At 71.6% G+C, this 16,593-nt stretch carries 20 protein-coding genes and 1 tRNA gene; 7 read left to right on the plus strand and 14 right to left on the minus strand.

What is annotated here, in order from left to right; genetic code table 11:
- Window positions 1-23: 23 nt before the first annotated feature.
- Window positions 24-1,961 carry an intein-containing Rv2578c family radical SAM protein gene (locus BLV39_RS14870; RefSeq protein WP_090791860.1) on the plus strand — a complete coding sequence of 646 codons (1,938 nt, stop codon included), beginning with the start codon at window positions 24-26 and terminating at the stop codon, window positions 1,959-1,961.
- Window positions 1,962-1,964: 3 nt separating this feature from the next.
- Here the strand turns inward: BLV39_RS14870 and BLV39_RS14875 are convergent, their stop codons facing one another.
- The gene (locus BLV39_RS14875) at window positions 1,965-2,300 is read right to left on the minus strand and encodes a helix-turn-helix domain-containing protein (RefSeq protein WP_090791864.1); all 336 of its coding nucleotides are present in this window, start codon (window positions 2,298-2,300) and stop codon (window positions 1,965-1,967) included.
- A 49-nt stretch (window positions 2,301-2,349) separates the two neighbouring features.
- Complete coding sequence (locus BLV39_RS14880; RefSeq protein WP_143049767.1) at window positions 2,350-2,685, minus strand: type II toxin-antitoxin system RelE/ParE family toxin; 336 nt, start codon at window positions 2,683-2,685, stop codon at window positions 2,350-2,352.
- 275 nt (window positions 2,686-2,960) lie between these two features.
- Here BLV39_RS14880 and BLV39_RS14885 point away from each other — a divergent pair, with 275 nt between their 5' ends.
- Together BLV39_RS14885 and BLV39_RS14890 are read left to right on the plus strand one after the other, a co-directional pair.
- Entirely contained in the window at window positions 2,961-3,995 is a 1,035-nt protein-coding gene (locus tag BLV39_RS14885) for a MarR family transcriptional regulator (RefSeq protein WP_143049768.1), read from the plus strand.
- Window positions 3,985-4,758 carry a hypothetical protein gene (locus BLV39_RS14890; protein ID WP_090791872.1) on the plus strand — a complete coding sequence of 258 codons (774 nt, stop codon included), beginning with the start codon at window positions 3,985-3,987 and terminating at the stop codon, window positions 4,756-4,758. Before BLV39_RS14885 ends, BLV39_RS14890 begins: the two co-directional genes overlap by 11 nt.
- Here BLV39_RS14890 and BLV39_RS14895 read toward each other — a convergent pair.
- From BLV39_RS14895 to BLV39_RS14920, 6 genes are all read right to left on the minus strand, one after another.
- A tRNA-Ala gene (locus tag BLV39_RS14895) sits at window positions 4,737-4,813 on the minus strand. The two genes, BLV39_RS14890 and BLV39_RS14895, sit on opposite strands and share 22 nt — an antisense overlap.
- A 236-nt stretch (window positions 4,814-5,049) precedes the next feature.
- Window positions 5,050-5,844: a divisome protein SepX/GlpR gene (gene sepX, locus BLV39_RS14900; RefSeq protein WP_090791875.1), complete on the minus strand. Its 795-nt coding sequence runs from the start codon at window positions 5,842-5,844 to the stop codon at window positions 5,050-5,052.
- Window positions 5,845-5,972: 128 nt separating this feature from the next.
- Window positions 5,973-6,602 (minus strand): GNAT family N-acetyltransferase, encoded by a 630-nt coding sequence (locus tag BLV39_RS14905; RefSeq protein WP_090797307.1) that lies wholly within the window; start codon window positions 6,600-6,602, stop codon window positions 5,973-5,975.
- Window positions 6,602-7,876 carry a molybdopterin molybdotransferase MoeA gene (locus BLV39_RS14910; RefSeq protein WP_090791877.1) on the minus strand — a complete coding sequence of 425 codons (1,275 nt, stop codon included), beginning with the start codon at window positions 7,874-7,876 and terminating at the stop codon, window positions 6,602-6,604. The genes BLV39_RS14905 and BLV39_RS14910 overlap by 1 nt, the downstream gene beginning before the upstream one ends.
- The gene (locus BLV39_RS14915) at window positions 7,873-8,829 is read right to left on the minus strand and encodes a UTP--glucose-1-phosphate uridylyltransferase (RefSeq protein ID WP_090791880.1); all 957 of its coding nucleotides are present in this window, start codon (window positions 8,827-8,829) and stop codon (window positions 7,873-7,875) included. Before BLV39_RS14915 ends, BLV39_RS14910 begins: the two co-directional genes overlap by 4 nt.
- 9 nt (window positions 8,830-8,838) lie before the next feature.
- Window positions 8,839-10,977 (minus strand): GGDEF domain-containing protein, encoded by a 2,139-nt coding sequence (locus BLV39_RS14920; protein ID WP_090791883.1) that lies wholly within the window; start codon window positions 10,975-10,977, stop codon window positions 8,839-8,841.
- 115 nt (window positions 10,978-11,092) lie between these two features.
- On the opposite strand from BLV39_RS14920, the gene BLV39_RS14925 reads away from it, so the two are divergent.
- Entirely contained in the window at window positions 11,093-11,647 is a 555-nt protein-coding gene (locus BLV39_RS14925) for a 5-formyltetrahydrofolate cyclo-ligase (RefSeq protein WP_090791885.1), read from the plus strand.
- Here the strand turns inward: BLV39_RS14925 and BLV39_RS14930 are convergent.
- Both BLV39_RS14930 and BLV39_RS42995 read right to left on the minus strand, forming a co-directional pair.
- Window positions 11,644-11,958 carry an FmdB family zinc ribbon protein gene (locus tag BLV39_RS14930; protein WP_090791889.1) on the minus strand — a complete coding sequence of 105 codons (315 nt, stop codon included), beginning with the start codon at window positions 11,956-11,958 and terminating at the stop codon, window positions 11,644-11,646. The genes BLV39_RS14925 and BLV39_RS14930 overlap by 4 nt on opposite strands.
- A gap of 75 nt (window positions 11,959-12,033) precedes the next feature.
- The gene (locus BLV39_RS42995; protein ID WP_176984927.1) at window positions 12,034-12,207 is read right to left on the minus strand and encodes a hypothetical protein; all 174 of its coding nucleotides are present in this window, start codon (window positions 12,205-12,207) and stop codon (window positions 12,034-12,036) included.
- A gap of 39 nt (window positions 12,208-12,246) precedes the next feature.
- Here BLV39_RS42995 and BLV39_RS14935 point away from each other — a divergent pair, with 39 nt between their 5' ends.
- Complete coding sequence (locus BLV39_RS14935) at window positions 12,247-12,561, plus strand: hypothetical protein (protein ID WP_090791892.1); 315 nt, start codon at window positions 12,247-12,249, stop codon at window positions 12,559-12,561.
- A gap of 4 nt (window positions 12,562-12,565) precedes the next feature.
- On the opposite strand, the gene BLV39_RS14940 is transcribed toward BLV39_RS14935, so the two are convergent.
- The gene (locus BLV39_RS14940) at window positions 12,566-13,054 is read right to left on the minus strand and encodes a DUF2231 domain-containing protein (RefSeq protein ID WP_090791895.1); all 489 of its coding nucleotides are present in this window, start codon (window positions 13,052-13,054) and stop codon (window positions 12,566-12,568) included.
- Between the two features lie 167 nt (window positions 13,055-13,221).
- On the opposite strand from BLV39_RS14940, the gene BLV39_RS14945 reads away from it, so the two are divergent.
- Window positions 13,222-13,665 carry a Fur family transcriptional regulator gene (locus tag BLV39_RS14945; RefSeq protein WP_090791898.1) on the plus strand — a complete coding sequence of 148 codons (444 nt, stop codon included), beginning with the start codon at window positions 13,222-13,224 and terminating at the stop codon, window positions 13,663-13,665.
- Window positions 13,666-13,669: 4 nt separating this feature from the next.
- Window positions 13,670-14,521 (plus strand): oxygenase MpaB family protein, encoded by an 852-nt coding sequence (locus BLV39_RS14950; protein WP_090791900.1) that lies wholly within the window; start codon window positions 13,670-13,672, stop codon window positions 14,519-14,521.
- Window positions 14,522-14,534: 13 nt separating this feature from the next.
- Here the strand turns inward: BLV39_RS14950 and BLV39_RS14955 are convergent, their stop codons facing one another.
- From BLV39_RS14955 to BLV39_RS14965, 3 genes are all read right to left on the minus strand, one after another.
- Complete coding sequence (locus tag BLV39_RS14955) at window positions 14,535-15,404, minus strand: hypothetical protein (RefSeq protein ID WP_090791903.1); 870 nt, start codon at window positions 15,402-15,404, stop codon at window positions 14,535-14,537.
- 23 nt (window positions 15,405-15,427) lie between these two features.
- Entirely contained in the window at window positions 15,428-15,661 is a 234-nt protein-coding gene (locus BLV39_RS14960; RefSeq protein WP_090791905.1) for a hypothetical protein, read from the minus strand.
- 74 nt (window positions 15,662-15,735) lie between these two features.
- Window positions 15,736-16,593 carry a sugar phosphate isomerase/epimerase family protein gene (locus tag BLV39_RS14965; protein WP_090791908.1) on the minus strand — a complete coding sequence of 286 codons (858 nt, stop codon included), beginning with the start codon at window positions 16,591-16,593 and terminating at the stop codon, window positions 15,736-15,738.

Consider the following 16,593-nt stretch of genomic DNA (forward strand, 5'->3'; position numbering starts at 1 on the left):
CGTACACGTGTTCGAATCAGGCAATGCGTTGGGACAACCTGTCGGCTCTCCCCGCCTCGGTCGTCCCTGACCGGGCGGCGCCCGCGACACCACCCCTGCCGCTGGCGCTGCCCGGCGCAGTAGCCCGCACCTTCGACACCCCCGGCTTCGCCGGCATGACGTTCTACGAGGTACGCGCAAAGTCGATCATCAATCGGGTGCCCGGCAACTCGCGGATGGGCTTCGACTGGACGATCAACCCGTACCGGGGCTGCAGCCACGCCTGCACCTACTGCCTTGACGGCGACACCCGCATCCTGATGGCCGACGGCCGCACCCGCGCGCTGCGCGACCTCAAGGTCGGCGACCGCATCTACGGCACGGTCCGCAGCGGCAGCTACCGGCGCTACGTGATCACCGATGTGCTCGCACACTGGCGCACGACCAAGCCGGGCTACCGGGTCACCCTGGCCGACGGCACCGAGCTCGTGGCCAGCGGCGACCACCGCTTCCTCACCGAACGCGGGTGGAAGCACGTGACCGGCTCGATGGGCGGCGCCGACCAGCGCCCGCACCTGACCAGCGGCAACAAGCTGATGGGAGTCGGCCAGTTCGCCGCGCCGCCGGCCGACACGACCGACTACCGGGCCGGCTACCTGTGCGGCATGAGCCGCGGCGACCTCAGCGTCACCGACCGCGAGCCGCTCGACCGCACCCGCCGCTACCTCGCCGAGGCGCCGCCGTCGGTGGCCCGGCTGGCGGCCGAGGGTCGCATGGTCTTCCCGGCGTCCATCAGCGACGACTGGCGCAAGGGCTTCCTGGCCGGCGTCTTCGACGCGCAGGGCTCGCACGATGGCACCGCGTTGCGGATCGGCAGCATCGACCGCGAGACGATCGACCAGGTCGCGGCGGCGCTGCGGGCGCTCGATTTCGACTTCGCGGTCCGCCGCACCGGCGGCGCCAAGGGTTGGTACGTGCGGATCGTCGGCGGCCTGGCCGCGCGGCTGCGCTTCCTGCACACCACCGACCCGGCGGCCACGGGCAAGCGCTCGATCGAGGGCCTGGCCCTCAAGTCCAACGTCCCGCTGGACGTGGTCAAGGTCGAGCCACTCGGCGTCGACCTGCCGCTCTACGACATCACCACGGGCACCGGCGACTTCATCGCCAACGGCGTGGTCAGCCACAACTGCTTCGCCCGCAACACACACACCTACCTCGACCTGGACCCGGGCCACGACTTCGACAGCAAGATCATCGTCAAGGTGAACGCCGGCGACCTGGTCCGCAAGGAACTCTCGGCCCGCCGCTGGCAGGGCGAACACATCGCGATGGGCACGAACGTCGACGTCTACCAGCGGGCCGAGGGCCGCTACCGGCTGATGCCCCAGATCCTGTCGGCACTGCGCGACTTCGCCAACCCGTTCTCGATCCTGACCAAAGGCACCCTGATCCTCCGCGACCTCGAGTTATTGAGGCAGGCCGCTTCCGTGACCTCGGTAGGCCTGTCGTTCTCGATCGGCTTCGTCGACGAGGAGCTGTGGCGGCGGGTCGAGCCAGGCACCCCGAGCCCGCAGCGCCGCCTGGACGCGGTGCGCCGGTTGACGGACGCGGGCTTCCGGGTCGGGGTCCTGGTCGCCCCGATCCTGCCGGGCCTGACCGACAACGAGGAGTCCATCGACCGCACGGTGGCATCGGTGGCCGCGGCCGGGGCGGCCGGGGTAACCGGCATCTCGCTCCACCTGAGGCCCGGCACCCGCGAGTGGTACGCGAAGTGGCTGGGCCGCGAGTTCCCGGACCTGGTGCCGCGCTACCGGGAGCTCTATCGGGCGGGGTCCTACGTGCCGAAGGACTACCAACGCGAGATAACGGCGCGGGTACGCCAGGCCGCCCGCCGCCACGGCCTAGACCGCCAGGAGAGCTTCGAGTCGCGCCAACTCCCCGACTCCACACCGCCGGAGCCGGAGCAGCTCACCCTGCTTTGACGGTCAGGCGGCGTCGGCGACGTGCGATGGCAACAGATGAACCGCCCCGCCCGCGACGCCGATGGCGAACGCCAGCCCGGTCGCCCTGGTCAGTTTGGCGAGTGTGTCGAGCGTCGGTTGGATCTCGGCGTTCTCTAGTCGGGCGACGGCGGGCTGCTTGAGGCCGACCCGCTCGGCCAGATCGCGCTGGCTCAGGTCGTTGTCGGTGCGGTACCGCACAACCTGAACAGCGATTTCCCGGGCGATGGCGAGCCGGTCCCACGCCTCGCGGAACTCGGGATCCTTCCGACGGCGCTCCGCCACGATCTGGTCGGAGGTCTTGAGATCAGTGAGTTTCATCGGGCACACACCTCACGTCGTGGCGGCCGGCAGTCGCTGGGCCGGCGGTTCAAGAGTCTTCAATCGTCGCGAGCCGCTTGACGGCGGCGTCCACGGCCTGATCAAAACCGCGTTTGTCCTTCGCGGCCTCAGGCCCGATCGATCCGACGACGCTATGCGCGTCGTAGTCGCGGTAGAACGCCCGCCATGGACTAGCTCCGCGGCGCGGGCGCAGTTCTCTGAGCGGCTCGTCGGTGCCCCGCACATCGCTGCGATGGGGATGGGGCAATGCCCGGCCCATGGCCTTGAGCTTGTCGATGGCGAGCAGCATCGAGCGTTCCTCTTTCGCGGGCAACCGCAACAGCTCATCCTCGGCGTCGGGATGCACATAGACGGTCCAGCCCATGAGGTAGACGATAACATCGTTGTTATCGTCGTGCGACCGAAAAAGGCCCAGCCTCACCGAGACTTGGCCTTGCCGAAACCTGCCGCAGGACTACCCGACGCGAGATCACCGCACGGGTACGCCAGGCCGCCCGCCGCCACGGCCTGGACCGCCAGGAGAGCTTCGAGCCGCGCCAACTCCCCGACTCCACACCGCCGGAGCCGGAGCAGCTCACCCTGCTCTGACTGTTCGGTGTTCGGTAATGACCGGACACCGAACGCGGTACCCTGAGCGCCATGCGTGCAGGCCCTGGGTTGAACGGCGTCGAGGAGCTTCGGGACGCCGCACTGGCGGTGGGCTTGGTGGTCGAGGATCCGGCACCCGATTCCGGCGCTGACCTGATCCTGGTCAACACGGCCGGCGGCCGGACCCCGGTGCAGATCAAGCGGGTGTCACTCGCCGCGGAGGCCGACTTGGAAAAGCGGCTGGACAAATGGGAAGGCCGAGATGCGGGCATCCGGGTGCTCGTTGCCGACCGGATCACCGAGCAGGCGCGGCAGATCCTTCGGACCGCCGGCTGGGGTTGGCTGGACCTTCGCGGCCACCTTCACCTCGCAGCCGAGGGCCTGTTCGTCGACGCGAATGTGCCCAGGCTAGGACCGTTGTCGGACCAGTCACCGCCGCTCGCCGGCCGGGTGAGTGAAGAAGTGGCGGCGCTCATGCTGCTGCAGCCCGGTGAACCGTCAGCTGTTCGCGAGATCGCGCGAACTCTTGGTCGCTCAGCGAGCACGGTCTCGAAGGCGATTTCCGACCTGCGCACCGCCGGCCTGGTCGACGTGCACCGTAGGCCCGTTGTTCCCGACCTGTTCTGGCAACTCGCCGACCGCTGGAAGCCGATGCGTGCGGACCTAGGCCGGGTGCCCTTGGTAGGAACGGCCGGTCCGGTCAATGACGCGCTCCGGCTGGGGCGCGACGACGTCGCGACGACGACTGGCTGGGCGCTCACAGACAGCGTCGCGGCTGCGGCGTATGGCGCGCCCATCGGCATCAGGGCGGATCACCCGCCGGACTTCTACGTGCCCGACCAGATCATTCTGCGCAGGGCCTTGCAGTTGCTGGGTGCGGCGCCGAACCACGAATCGCGTGCCGCGACGATTCGGGTAGCTCCCTTTCCCTTGGTCTGCGGCCGCCGCGTCGAATGGCCGGGCGAGACCTGGCCGCTCGCGCGGCCCTTGTTCGTCGCGCTGGACCTGGCGAGCGATCCGGGACGCGGGCGCGAGGTCCTGGCGGGCTGGACCCCGCCGGCGGAAGCAGGTCCCCGTGTCTGGTAGCGACGCCCGGCCGGTCGTCGATCTGGCCGGCACGTCGATGTCGGCACTCGCCCTCGCCATACCGGCTGTCGCGGAACGCACCGGCCGCGACGTCACCGTCGTGGGTGGGCTCGCCGTAGTCTGCCGGCTGAGTCGGCCGTATCGAGCGACCACCGACCTGGACACCGTGCACCGGCGGCGCGACGACGAGCCCGCACAGCTCGAGCTGCTGCTGGCCAGTGGTGCGTCGCGCAGCGGTCCGGCCGGAGTCCTGGTGCCGACCGCGGTCGGGCAGGTCCAGGTGGACATTCTGGAGGTAACGGACGCCGACCTCGCTCGGCTGCCGGAAGACCCCACCGATCGTCTGCACGTGCTGTCGCACGCGTGGGCAGCGGCCAGCGCCACGCTGGTGACGATCCGTGCGGTCGGCGTTCCTGACCTGGCAGTGGGCGTTGCGGAACCAGGACCGCTCGTCGCCATGAAGCTTCAGCCAGTGATGAACCGCGGCCGAGCGAAGGAGGCCACGGACCTTCTCGACATCATCCGGCTCTGTCTCGACCCGGTTGCCGGGCCGACGGTGCTCACTCAGTTGGCGAACAGCGAGCCGCAGCTTCGGGAGGATGCCGGTCGCCATGCCGGTCGATGGTTCGACCATCAGGCGGGGAGATCATTGCGGGTCGTACGCGCCGTGCCAGAAGGGCAGGGAATCGAGTTGGACGACCTGCACCTCGTGGGTGAGTTGCTGCACAGCGTGTTGCCTGTTGGTGGAGCTGAGGGGATTTGAACCCCTGACCCCCTCGATGCGAACGAGGTGCGCTACCGGTCTGCGCCACAGCCCCGCCGCCAAACTTGCGTCTGGCGAACCGGCGATAAGGCTAACAGGTTGGCCCTCCGGACAGCGAACCAGGGTTAGGGGGTGTCTCGTGGATCAGGGCGGCACTCCGCCGGGCCCAGACGACGACCGACCGCACGCGAAGAGCGGCCAGATACAACACCGGTATCCGACCACTCTCCGCGCACGCCCGGACGCCGCCTGGACCTCGCCGCAGCACCACCCTGATCCACGAGACACCCCCTAAGCCGTGTTGCTGCGCCGCGCCTCGTAAGGGCGGCCTCGCAACCCGCCCGCCCTGCGGTAGGAGACCGAGCCTGTCGCGGCCGGGGGTAGGTCGGCCGGGCGGTCCAGGCCCATGGCGGCTCGGCGGACGGCCTCGCGCTGGGCGGCCAGCCGCCGCTGCTGCTCCCGGCGGAGCTCCGCCCGCCGGGCCTGCTCGGCCCGGACCTCGGCCTGGCGGGCGGCCAGCCACGCCGCCCGGCGGGCCTGGTGCCGGCGGCGGGCCCGGTCGGCCAGTGCCCGGCTGCGCAGGTGAGCGAGATAGATGAAGAGCAGGGTGCCGGTCACCGCGACGCCGACCCAGAAGCCCGGGCCGACCAGGAAGACGCCGACGAGCTCGACCAGGTTGAGCAGGATCAGGGCGGCCAGGACCCGGCGGCGGCGGTAGATCGCGGTCGCGTGCCGGCGGGCGGCCGGGCGCTGGCGGCGGGACGGGCGCGCCATGACGCCCGGCGGCACCGCGCGTAGGCGGGGCGAACGACGGCCGGCCGGCGGCGCGGAGACTGGTGGCGCCGAGACCGGGGGAGCAAAGACCGGCACTTCTGGGCGCAGCGGAGGGACCACCGCGCGGCTGCCGCGGATCGGGCGGCGGCCGGGCACGGTGCGACGCCGGCGGCGGCGGGACAACACGCGCGCCGTCGACAGTGCCCTCTCCGCGACCAATCGCTCGGTGGCGTCGTACCGGCGCACGAGGGCCGGTGCCAGAGCGAGCAGCCCGGCGGCGGCGAGGACAGCGAGGAGCACCGAGGTCGGCACCCTCACCCCTCCCGTCAAGATACGGTGACAACCCGATCATGCGGATTGATGAGGTTGCCGTACATTCGTAATTTGAGGTTACGGCCGGCCACCGAACAATGTGGCGCAACGCGCCGACTTGCTCAAGATCAGGATGTGGCGGTGCGTACGCGGTGCCAGCGGGCCAGCAGGCCGCCTTCGGCCACGACCTCCTCGCTGGTCATCGCGTATCCGATGTGGTCGCGCCAGGCGCCGTCGATGTGCATGTAGCGCGGGTGGTACGCCTCTTCGCGGAAACCTAGCTTCTCGACCACCCGCCGGGACGGCTTGTTCTCCGGCCGGATGTTGACTTCGATGCGGTGCAGGCCGCCGTAGCGGAAGGCGTGGTCGACGACCAACGCCAGCGCTGTGGGGATCACCGCGCGGCCGGCGATCCGGCCGTCGACCCAGTAGCCCACATAGGCCGAGCAGAACGCCCGGCGTACGACGTTGCCAAGATTGATGTGCCCGACGAAGCGATCCTCGAGGCACACCGCGAACGGCATGCTCTCACCGCGCCGGGCCGACTTGCGCTGGTCGCGGTGCACGAACCGGTACGCCGCGATCGAGTTGAGCTCGTTCCAGTCGCCGGGCGCCGACGGCTCCCACGGAGCCAGCCACGCCCGGTTCGCTCGGCGTACCTCCGACCAGGCCGCCGCGTCCGAGCGGCGGTAGGGGCGCAGCAGGACCGGCCCGTCACGTAGGACGGCGGGCCAGCCCGGAGCGGCGCCGAGTGGGATCACTTGCGTCTGTCCAGCAGCAGAACATCCACTGTGGAGCCGGCGGCCGCGGCGGTGACCCGCTCGCCGAGCACCACGAGGCCGTTGGCCTCCATCAGGCCGGACAGGGTGTACGGGCCGCCGTGCAGCGGCTGCACCGTGTAGCCGCCACCGCGGCGCTCGGCGACGTGGGCCGGGCGGAACTCGCGCAGGCCGGCCGGCGACGTGACCGTGTCGAGCAGGTGCGCCCGCACGCTCGGGCGGAAGACCGGCTCGGCGCCGGCCAGGAGCTGGATCGCGGGGCGGGCCAGCACCTCGAAACCGATCAGGGCGGCGCCGGGGTCACCAGGCAGGCAGACCACGGGCACCTCCTCCGCACCGACGGTGCCGAATCCGAGCGTGGTGCCAGGGTAGAGGGCCACCTCGGTGAATGCCACGGGTCCCGTGCGCCCGCCGTCGCGGCGGGACAGGATGCGGCGCACCATGTCGCCCGGGCCGGTGCCGGTGCCGCCGGTGGTCAGGATCAGGTCGGCCCGCAGCGTCTGGTCCTCCAGCAGCGCGCGCAGCCCCTCAGGGTCGTCGTCGCAGATGCCGACCCGGTAGGCCAGCGCGCCCACCTCGGCCGCCGCCGCGGTCAGGGCGTGCGAGTTGGCGTCGACCACCTGGCCCGGCTGGCTGCCTCGGCCGACCTCGACCAGCTCGTCGCCGGTGGCGATGATGACCACGCGCGGGCTGGACCGGACCACCACGTGTCCGATGCCGGTGGCGGCGAAGGCCGCGACGAGCGCCGGCGTGATCGTGGAGCCCGCCCGACCCAGGGTCGAGCCGGCGGCCAGCTCGTCGCCGGCGCGGCGCAGGCCGGAGCCGCGCTTCGGCGGCTGGAAGATCTCGACCGCGGCCATGCCCTGGTCGGTCCAACTGATCGGGACGACCACGTCGGCACCGCCGGGCAGCGGGGCACCGGCGGCGACCGAGAAGCACGTGCCAGGGGTCAGCCGCACCGGGCGCCAGCTCGACGCGGACAGGTCGCCGATCACGTTGAGCCGCACCGAGGTGCCGCGGCCCGCGGTGGCGACGTCTTCCCAGCGCGCGGCGTACCCGTCGATCGAGGCGAGGTCGAAGGCCGGGAACGGATGCGGTGCCACGACGTCCTGCGCCAACACGTTGCCGTACGCCTGGGTGAGCTCGAGGTCGAGCGGTGGTAGTGCGCGCAGCCTCCGCAGCGCGCTGCCGAGATAGTCGGCCAACGGTGTCAGTTCTCTGGCGGCTACCTCCGCGTCGGCTGTCTGCGTCATGAGCCGACCCCTCCCGCTCGCACGAACTCTTCGAGCCAGGAACGGAACGCCGGGCCCAGGTCTTCACGCTGACATGCGATCTGCACTACGGCCTGCAAATAACCCAGTGGCATTCCCGTGTCGTACCGGGTGCCGCGGTAGACGATGCCGTGGACCGGCGTGCCCTCGTCGAGCAGCGTCTGCATCGCGTCGGTGAGCTGGATCTCGCCGCCGCTGCCCGGCTTGGTGTGCTTGATGGTCTCGAAAATCTTGCCAGGCAGGACATAGCGGCCGAGTACGGCGAGGTTGCTCGGTGCGTCCTCCGGCGAAGGCTTCTCGACGAGGCCGGTCACCTTCACCACCTCGGCGCCGGGCACCAGGTCCGGCTCGGCCGGCGCGACCGAGGCGATGCCGTAGCGCTTGACCTCTTCGCGCGGCACCTCCAGGAACGCCAGCACGATCCCGCCGGTGCGCGCCTGGAGGTCGAGCATCGCCGGCAGCAACGGCTCGTCCTCGTCGACGAACTCGTCGCCGAGCAGCACCGCGAACGCGTCGTCGCCGACGTGCGAGTCGGCCATGCCGACCGCGTGCCCGAGCCCGAGCGGCTCGCCCTGCCGGCAGGTGTAGATCTCGGCCAGCTCGGCCGGTCGACGGACGGCCGCGAGGCGTTCGAGGTCGCCCTTCTCCTCGAGCCGGCTCTCCAGATAGGGCTGGCGGTCGAAGTGGTCGACCATCGAGGTCTTGCCGCGGCCGGTCACCAACAGGATGTCGGTGATGCCGGCGGCCGCCGCCTCTTCGACGATGTACTGAAGGACGGGCCGGTCGACGACCGGCAGCAGCTCCTTGGGTACGGCCTTGGTCGCGGGCAGGAAGCGGGTGGCGAGACCGGCGGCCGGGATGACCGCCTTGACCGCGCGCCGGCGCGGCTCGCTAGACGGGGATGGCGGTCGTGGGGTCGCTGGCTCGTCCGACATTCCGCGAGACTATCCGCCCCTCGTCTGTCGCGGTGGCTGCGTCCCGCGTGACGCGCCGCCAGCAGGTCGGATCGGTTGTCCGCCCCCGGCCCGGGGCAGGTTGTCGTCGGGTGGCACGGCACCCGCGGCGACCGGTATCTCGGCCACCACCGCCGGCGCACCAGCGGCGGTGCGGAAGTCGTCGCGGCCGGCCGCCTTGGCCGCGTACAGCGCGCCGTCGGCCGCGTTCAGCACCGCCTGCGCGGTGGCGGCGTGAGCCGGGAACACCGCGATTCCAATGGAGACGGTCACGTCGATCCCGGTGGTGCCCTCGATGTCGAATGTGTCGTCGCGCACGGCGGCGCCGATTCGGCGCGCCACGATGGCCGCACCGTCGGCGTCGGTCTCCGGCAGCAGCACCACGAACTCCTCGCCGCCCTGGCGGAACGCCAGGTCGACCTCGCGCACGACGCCGCGGATCCGGTGTGCGAACTCGACCAGCACCGCGTCGCCCGCGGTGTGGCCGTAGGTGTCGTTGACCTCCTTGAACCGGTCGAGGTCGAGGGCGAGCACGGCCAGCATCCGCCCGAACCGGCTGGCCCGCTCCACCTCGCGGCGGATCGACTCGCGCAGGTAGCGGTAGTTCCAGAGCCCGGTGAGCGGGTCGGTCAACGAGAGCCGCTGTGCCTCCTGGTGCACGCGGACGTTGTCGACGGCGACCGCGGCCTGGCCGGCGAACGTGCGCAGGGTGATCAGGTCGGCGTCGTCGAACTCGTCGGAGCCCAGCCGGTCGTAGAGCGCGAGCACGCCGGACGCGGTCGGCGGCTCCGGCGGTTGGACGCCCGGCACCAGCGCCGGCTCCGTGACGGGACTAGAGACGTTGAACGGCACCACGACGTACGTGCGGCAGGGCGGCTCGAACGGCGACAGCACCGGACCGTCGCGGTCGACCCGGCCGCGCCTCGGCACCCCGGTCGCCGCGACGCCGCCGAGCAGGCCGTCGCCGACCGGAATCCGGCGGCCGGCGACGTCGACCGCGAGGCCGCACTGGCCGACCAGCGTGCCGGTGGCGGGGTCGAGCAGCAGCACGCCGCCACCGCTGGCGCCCGTCGCGGCCTGGGCCGTCTCCAGGATCACCTGGAGGATCCGTTGCAGGTCGTGGGTGCTCGACAGGGTGTCGCCGAGCACCGCCAGGTGGCCGCGCAACTGGTCGCGGCTGGTGGTCAGGGCCCGCACGTACGCCTGCGTCTCCCGGGTCATCCGGTTGAACGCGAGCGCCAGCCGGCCGACCTCGTCCCGGCCGCGCACCGGCACCCGGGCGGCGAGGTCACCCCCGGCCACCCGGGCGACCGCGGCGGCCAGCTCGGCCAGCGGATGGGTGGTCGACCGGGCCAGCCACCAGGCCGCGGCGACCGCGAACAGGCCGGCCAGCACGACGGCGGCGATCAGCAGCGCGTAGAGGCCCTGCGGCTGGCCGGTCGGCACGGACAGCACCAGCGGCAACGGCTGGCCGGGCGCCGGGCCGACCCGCCGCACCACCCGGCCGCCGGCGGTCTCGGCCACCGCGTCACCGCGTACGCCCGACGCCGCCGCGACCACCGCGGGCAGCGCGCCGGGCGACTCCGTGCTGTGCACCGCGCCCGCCGGTGTGCCCCCGAGCAGGGTGACCGCCGTGCCGGTCGCGCCGGCGAGCCGGCCGATGGTGCCGGTGTCGAGGTCATGGGTGGCCCAGATCGTGCCGAGCGGCACGCCGGCAGCGTCCCGCGCCTCGATCCCGACGGCCAGACCGCGGAACGGGCCGGCGTCCAGGCCGGGCCGGGCGCAGTCGGCCCAGGGCCGGTCCGGGGATCCGACCGTGCGCAGCGTCTGCACGCCGTCCGCGCCCTCGACGACGACGCCGGAGGCCAACCCGCGGGCGACCACCTGGCCGGCGATGTCGGTCTGGCGGGCCGGGTCGGCGACCACCGCGACCGCGTCGGCGGCGGCCTGGAGTTGCTGGCACAGGGAGCTGACCGAGGTGCGCAGCGCGGTGGCGGCGACGCTGAGCCGATCCTTCGCCCGATCCTGGGCCACGGCGCCGACGGTGCCACCCACGAAGAGCGCACCCAGCAGCACCGGTCCCAGCACGACGGCGAGGAACGCGGCGGTCAGCCGCCCGCGCAGCGTCACAACTCCCCCTTCGGACTGCCATGCTCGGCGTCGGCGTCTGTCCAGGGTCTAACCGGGTAAGGGTCGGGAGTGTTGCGTGCCGGATTTATCGCATAGTGGGGTGACTAAGGCTGACATGCGGGCTGCGGTGCTGGCCCGTCGCCGGTCGCTGTCTCCGGCGGAGGTGGCCGCGGCGGCCGAGGCGGTGACCGCCACGCTGGCCGAGCTCATCAGAACGAGCGCGCCAAGGCTGGTCTGCGGGTACGTGCCGGTCGGCAGCGAACCCGGCGGTGGCGACCTGGCGGCGGCGGTGCGAGCGGCGTTGACCGGGGCGGCCGACCTGCTGCTGCCGGTGCTCCGGGCGGACAACGACCTGGACTGGGCCCGGTACGCGGGCACTCTCGTGCCGGCGGGGCGGGGTCTGCGGGAACCCGACGGTGAGCGCCTCGGGCGCACCGCGGTGGCCGATGCCGAGCTGATCGTGGCGCCGGCGCTCGCGGTCGACCGGCGCGGAATGCGGCTGGGTCGCGGAGGCGGGTCCTACGACCGGGCGCTGGCCCGGGTGCCGGCCGGCGTGCCCGTGGTCGCCCTGCTGCACGACGGGGAGTTCGTCGACCGGGTGCCGGAGGCGGCGCACGACCAGCGGGTGACCGGGGTGATCACCCCGGCCGGCGGGCTGGTGCGGCTTTAGGAAGCGGCGGGGGAGGCGGCCTTGGCCGGCTCGGACTTCGGCTTCGACTCGGTCTTGGTCTCGGACTTCGACTCCGACTTGGTCTCGGACTTCGACTCGGACTTGACCTTGGGAGTGTCGCTGCCGGTGGAGCCGTTGCGGGAGTCGGTGCGGTAGAAACCGGAGCCCTTGAACACGACGCCGACGGCGCTGAAGACCTTGCGCAGGCGACCCTCGCACTCGGGGCACACGGTCAGCGCGTCATCGGAGAACGACTGCACGGCCTCGAGCTGGTGTCCGCACTCGGTGCAGGCGTACTGGTAGGTCGGCACGGCTTCCTCCGGATCTTGCTGGGGCCTTTCGGCACTCAGCCTAGCTGAGTGCCAACAGAACGAGCTTCAGCGATATCAACCCCAGTGCGGCGGCTTGTCTTCCCAGAGGCGCTCGTCGTTGGTGTCGGTTCGCTCACCCCAGCCCCGATCGGTGTCGTCGGAGGTCTGCTCAGGGAGGACGTACTCGTCGCCGCTGAGGTCGACGGGACGGTCGTCGTCTGGTGTGGCGGGCGATTGCGCGCGGTTCACGCAGGCAGCGTACCCGCGCGTTCGGTAGCGTCGTTCGCCGTGACGTACGACGACCCGAACGCCGCACCGTGGCAGCGGCCCGGCCCCGGTGGCGAACCCGGCCCGGCGAGCACGGGTGGACCCGTACCCCCGGTTGGCTACTCGGGGCCGCCACCGACCGAGCCCCCGCCGACGGGGTGGCGACCGCCGACCTACATCCAGCCGCCGCCGCCCCGCCAACTGGCACCGCAGGACCTCGACAAGATCGACTCGCAGGAGAAGGACGCCCGGACTGTGACGTACGGCATCGGCCTGGTCGCCGCCGCCGTGCTGGTCGTCCTCTCCTGCCTGCTCTGCTCGCGGGTGCTCTTCTAGCCGGTTACGGGACGGCGCCTTCCCAGACGGCGTGGGCGCCGCTGTCGCCGGTGAGGAAGACGTAGATCGCGGTGGCGACGGCCAGCGCGATGACCACCACGCTGATCGCCAGGGTGACGCCGACGGGCACATGCTGCGGCGCCCGGCGGCTGCCGCTGGTCATGAACAACAGGACGAGCGTCACGACGCCGAGGGCGAGGGTGAACCACCAGGTGCGGTCGCCGTAGCTCTGATGCTGGTTGACCTTGTCGAGGATCTCCGGGGAGAAGCCCGCGGCGACCAGTCGGTCCCGCAGGTTCTCGCCGGACGCCTTCGCGAACCAGGCGGCGATGGGCGAGATCACCGCCAGGGCCGTGACCGCCCACCCGATCTTGCTGCGGAACCGCGGGACCAGCGCGTAGACGACGGCGCCGAGGCAGAGCAGGGGGATGAAAACGACAGCCACGTGGATGATCAGCGGGTGGGCCGGTATGCCCAGAATGTTGTTAAGCACGCGGCCTCCTGTGGATTTCTGTGACAGCGTACGGCCGGACCCGTCGCTGAACAGTCCTTACGAAGGGGACACGTGAGGTGAGCGGGATGTGGTTCAACGCTTGACCAAAACAGCCGTCGAACTCCCCGTATCTTGAACGTTTCCAGCTTGCGTGTTTCCATAGCGGCATGTCAGAGCCGGTGGAGGACCAGGGCGCGGCCCTGCTGCGCGCCCGCGGCATGCGGGTCACGCGGCCGAGGCTCGCCGTGCTCGGGGTGCTGGCGGGCGGTGGCCATCTCGAGGTCGACGAGATCGCGAGCGCGGTGCGCACCCGGCTCGACTCGGTTTCCACGCAGGCGGTCTACGACGTGCTCGGCGCGCTGTCCCGAGCCGGTCTGGCCCGGCGGATCGAGCCGGCCGGCAGCCCGGCCCGGTTCGAGGCGCGCACCGGTGACAACCACCACCACGTCGTCTGCCGGGCCTGTGGTGCCATCGCCGACGTCGACTGCGTACACGGTGCGGCACCCTGCCTCGACCCGGTCGGAGCCGGCGGGTTCGTGGTCGACGAGGCGGAAGTGACCTTCTGGGGCCTCTGTCCGGTATGTCAACAGGCTAAAGCAGCCGACGACTAGGCTTGTGTCGATGGCAGACCTTGGGCTTTTCGGACCCGACACGGTGACGTGGCGGGTGCACGCCGAGCCCATTCTGTTCGTCGGCGGCCTGCGCTCGCTCTATCTCCAGGCGTTGCATCCCCGGGCGATGGCCGGGGTCGCGCAGAACTCGCACTACAAGGACGACCCGTGGGGCCGGCTGGTCCGCACGTCGATCTACGTCGCGACGGCGGTCTACGGGACCACGGCGGAGGCCGAGGCGGCCGGTCGACGGTTGCGCGCCATCCACGCCAAGATGCGCGCCCGCGACCCGTTCACCGGCGAGGAGTTCCGGATCGACGAGCCGGACCTGCTGCGCTGGGTGCACGTGGCCGAGGTCGAGTCGTTCATCACCACCGCTCGCCAGGCCGGGGTGCCGCTCACCGACGCCGAGGTCGACACCTACTACGACGAGCAGCGCCGGGTCGCCGCCCTCGCCGGTCTGGACCCCTCGACCGTGCCGGGGTCGGCCTCCCAGGTCGCGGCGTACTACAAGTCGATGCAGCCCGAGCTCAAGATCACGAAGGACTCCGCCGAGGCCCTCGTCTTCCTGACGGCGCCGCCGGTGCCCTGGAAGCTCAACCCGGCCGTCCGGGTCGGCCTCGAGCTCGGCGGTCCGCGCCTGGCTTACCTGGGAGTGGCCTCGACCGCGCTTGGCCTGCTGCCGCCGTGGGCGCGGCGGCTCTACGGCGGCCTCGGCCTGCCGATAGAGGGCTTCACCGCCGGCCTGTCGGCCCGGGCCTTGCGCGCCGCGTTGGCCGCGCTGCCACGCCGCTACGTCGAGGGACCGATCTACCAGCGCGCGATGGCCCGCGCAGCCGCCGCCGCGGCGAGCTAGCCGGCGCGGTCAGCTACGGCGCGACGGTCCGTGCCGTCGCCGTGACGTAGCCGCTCGCCAGCGCGGCCAGTTCCGGATCCGACCGCCCGGCGATCACTCGCACCGTGCCGGCGACGATGTCGGCGACCTGGACCCGGGGGTCGTCGTTGGAGTCGACCAGCGTCAGGTCGGCCAGGTCGGGCGCGGCTTCGCGGAGCCAGGCGACCCGCGTCGGGGTGAGGGAGCTCTGGAAGTCGTGTGTGATCCGCACCGGACCCCAGTGGGCCACCGCGTTGACGATCGCCGGCGCCAGCAGGTCCACCGGCGCGAACGCGGGCGGGTCGGTGCGGCGTCGATCCAGAAAGTCGTCGGCCCGCGCGCGGTTCTTGCCGAGCAGGGCCAGCGTCTCGTCGGCAGCGGGCGGGACGCCGGTGCGGCGCAGGTCGCCGATCGCCTGGAAGAGCACGTCCGCCGCGGTCGGGTCCAGGGGTTCCCGGGTGCGCAGCAGCGCGTTGCCCGCCATCAGGAAGCGCCGCCAGCGTGGTTCGGCGGTGACCGGCAGGGTGTCGACCCGGTCGGGCGCGTCGATCAACTGGTCGAGCAGCGTGCGCACGAGGAACCGGGGCTTGTCGACGAGTTGGACGTAGGCGTGCCCGTGCACCGGACCGCCCGTGCCCAGCAACCAGACCAGGACGGCGCGGTGCTTCTCGCGCAGCAGGTGGTTGGCCTTGTATTCGGTGGCCGGCGACTTGATCCGCGCCCGAAGCTCGGCCATGCACTCGGCCGCGGCCGCCCACGACAAGTGCACGCTGCCGTGGGCGAACACCGTGGTCGGCGAGCTGACGAGCTGTTGGCCCTCGTAGCCGGACTCGTCGCAGGCGATCTCCCGGATCTCCGCGGCCATCCAGCCACACTCCCACAGCGGGGTCAGCCGGTGACAGCGGATTTCCGTGACCGGCGGACCGCCAGCGCCGCGAAGACGATCAATGCGAGCACTCCCGGCCCACAGTGGACGGCAAGCACGCCGGCCAGCCCGGGCCCACCCCAGTCGTTCTGATAGGTCGACGGGTCGTCGAAGTCGATCACGAACGGCTCCAGCACCGCCCGCCCGATCAGGTAGACCCCGAACACGATCCCGATGACCGCCAGCACCTTCTTCATAGGGTCCAGCGTCGTCGCCCGGAAACAAGGTAACCATCCGGCTGGCCGCCCTTCGATGGTGCGGCCAGCCGCACCTAGAGGTCCGCGCAGACCTCGCGCAGGTAGCGCAGCCCGTTGATGGCCAGGTCGTCCTGGGTCGGTGCGAACGGGCGCCAGATCGAGGCGGCCACCGCGATCGACTCGTTCTCGCCGGTGAAGGACTCGATGCAGAGCGGGCCGCGATAACCCGTCAGCGCCAGCGTGCGCAGCCAACGCGGCCAGTCGATGTGGTCGTCGCCCGGTGCGCCGCGGTCGCTGCCACTGACCTGGACGTGCACCAGGCGTGGGCCGGCGGCCCGGATGGCCGCGTACGGGTCGGCCTCCTCGATGTTCATGTGGTAGCTGTCGAGCATGATCCCGACGCTGGGCGGCAGGCCCTCGAGGGCGGCGAGCGTCTGCGCGACCGTGTTGAGCACCGAGGTCTCGTAGCGGTTGAGCGCCTCCAGCCCGATCCGGACCCCGCGCGCGCTGGCGTGATCGGCGACGGGGGCCAGGGCGTCCCGGAGCGATTCGTAGCAGTCCGACCGTTCTGCGGGCGTCATCCGCCAGACGCGGCCGACCGCCGCGTAGGCCGGGCCGCAGACGCTCGGTGCGCCCAGGACCACCGCCGCGTCCACAAGGGAGCGAAGGTAGTCCTGGGTCGCCCGAACCGTGCCAGGATCGGTGTTGACCAGGTCACGCCCGGGTGGCGTGACCGAGAGGACTGCGGCGGCGGTCAACCCGTGCTCCGCGAGCAGGTCGCGGGTCTTCTCGGGTGACCAGTCGCCGAGGTTCTCCACCGGGATCTCGATCGCGTCGAACCCCCAACCGGCGATCTTCGGCACCAGCGAGGCGAGCGCCGCGTCGTCGACAGGGGACGTCCAGATCCAGGGGTTAGCACCGATCGTGAACAT

The sequence above is a fragment of the Asanoa ishikariensis genome (genome assembly GCF_900107455.1).
In the GTDB taxonomy this organism is placed as follows: Bacteria; Actinomycetota; Actinomycetes; order Mycobacteriales; family Micromonosporaceae; genus Asanoa; species Asanoa ishikariensis.

Excerpts from the sequence above, each read along its gene's own strand:
- BLV39_RS14870 (WP_090791860.1), top strand. The coding sequence starts at position 24 with ATGCGTTGGGACAACCTGTCGGCTCTCCCCGCCTCGGTCGTCCCTGAC.
- BLV39_RS14875 (WP_090791864.1), bottom strand. The coding sequence starts at position 2,300 with ATGAAACTCACTGATCTCAAGACCTCCGACCAGATCGTGGCGGAGCGC.
- BLV39_RS14880 (WP_143049767.1), bottom strand. The coding sequence starts at position 2,685 with ATGGGCTGGACCGTCTATGTGCATCCCGACGCCGAGGATGAGCTGTTG.
- BLV39_RS14885 (WP_143049768.1), top strand. The coding sequence starts at position 2,961 with ATGCGTGCAGGCCCTGGGTTGAACGGCGTCGAGGAGCTTCGGGACGCC.
- BLV39_RS14910 (WP_090791877.1), bottom strand. The coding sequence starts at position 7,876 with ATGACGCAGACAGCCGACGCGGAGGTAGCCGCCAGAGAACTGACACCG.
- BLV39_RS14915 (WP_090791880.1), bottom strand. The coding sequence starts at position 8,829 with ATGTCGGACGAGCCAGCGACCCCACGACCGCCATCCCCGTCTAGCGAG.
- BLV39_RS14925 (WP_090791885.1), top strand. The coding sequence starts at position 11,093 with ATGCGGGCTGCGGTGCTGGCCCGTCGCCGGTCGCTGTCTCCGGCGGAG.
- BLV39_RS14945 (WP_090791898.1), top strand. The coding sequence starts at position 13,222 with ATGTCAGAGCCGGTGGAGGACCAGGGCGCGGCCCTGCTGCGCGCCCGC.
- BLV39_RS14955 (WP_090791903.1), bottom strand. The coding sequence starts at position 15,404 with ATGGCCGCGGAGATCCGGGAGATCGCCTGCGACGAGTCCGGCTACGAG.
- BLV39_RS14960 (WP_090791905.1), bottom strand. The coding sequence starts at position 15,661 with ATGAAGAAGGTGCTGGCGGTCATCGGGATCGTGTTCGGGGTCTACCTG.
- BLV39_RS14965 (WP_090791908.1), bottom strand. The coding sequence starts at position 16,593 with ATGTTCACGATCGGTGCTAACCCCTGGATCTGGACGTCCCCTGTCGAC.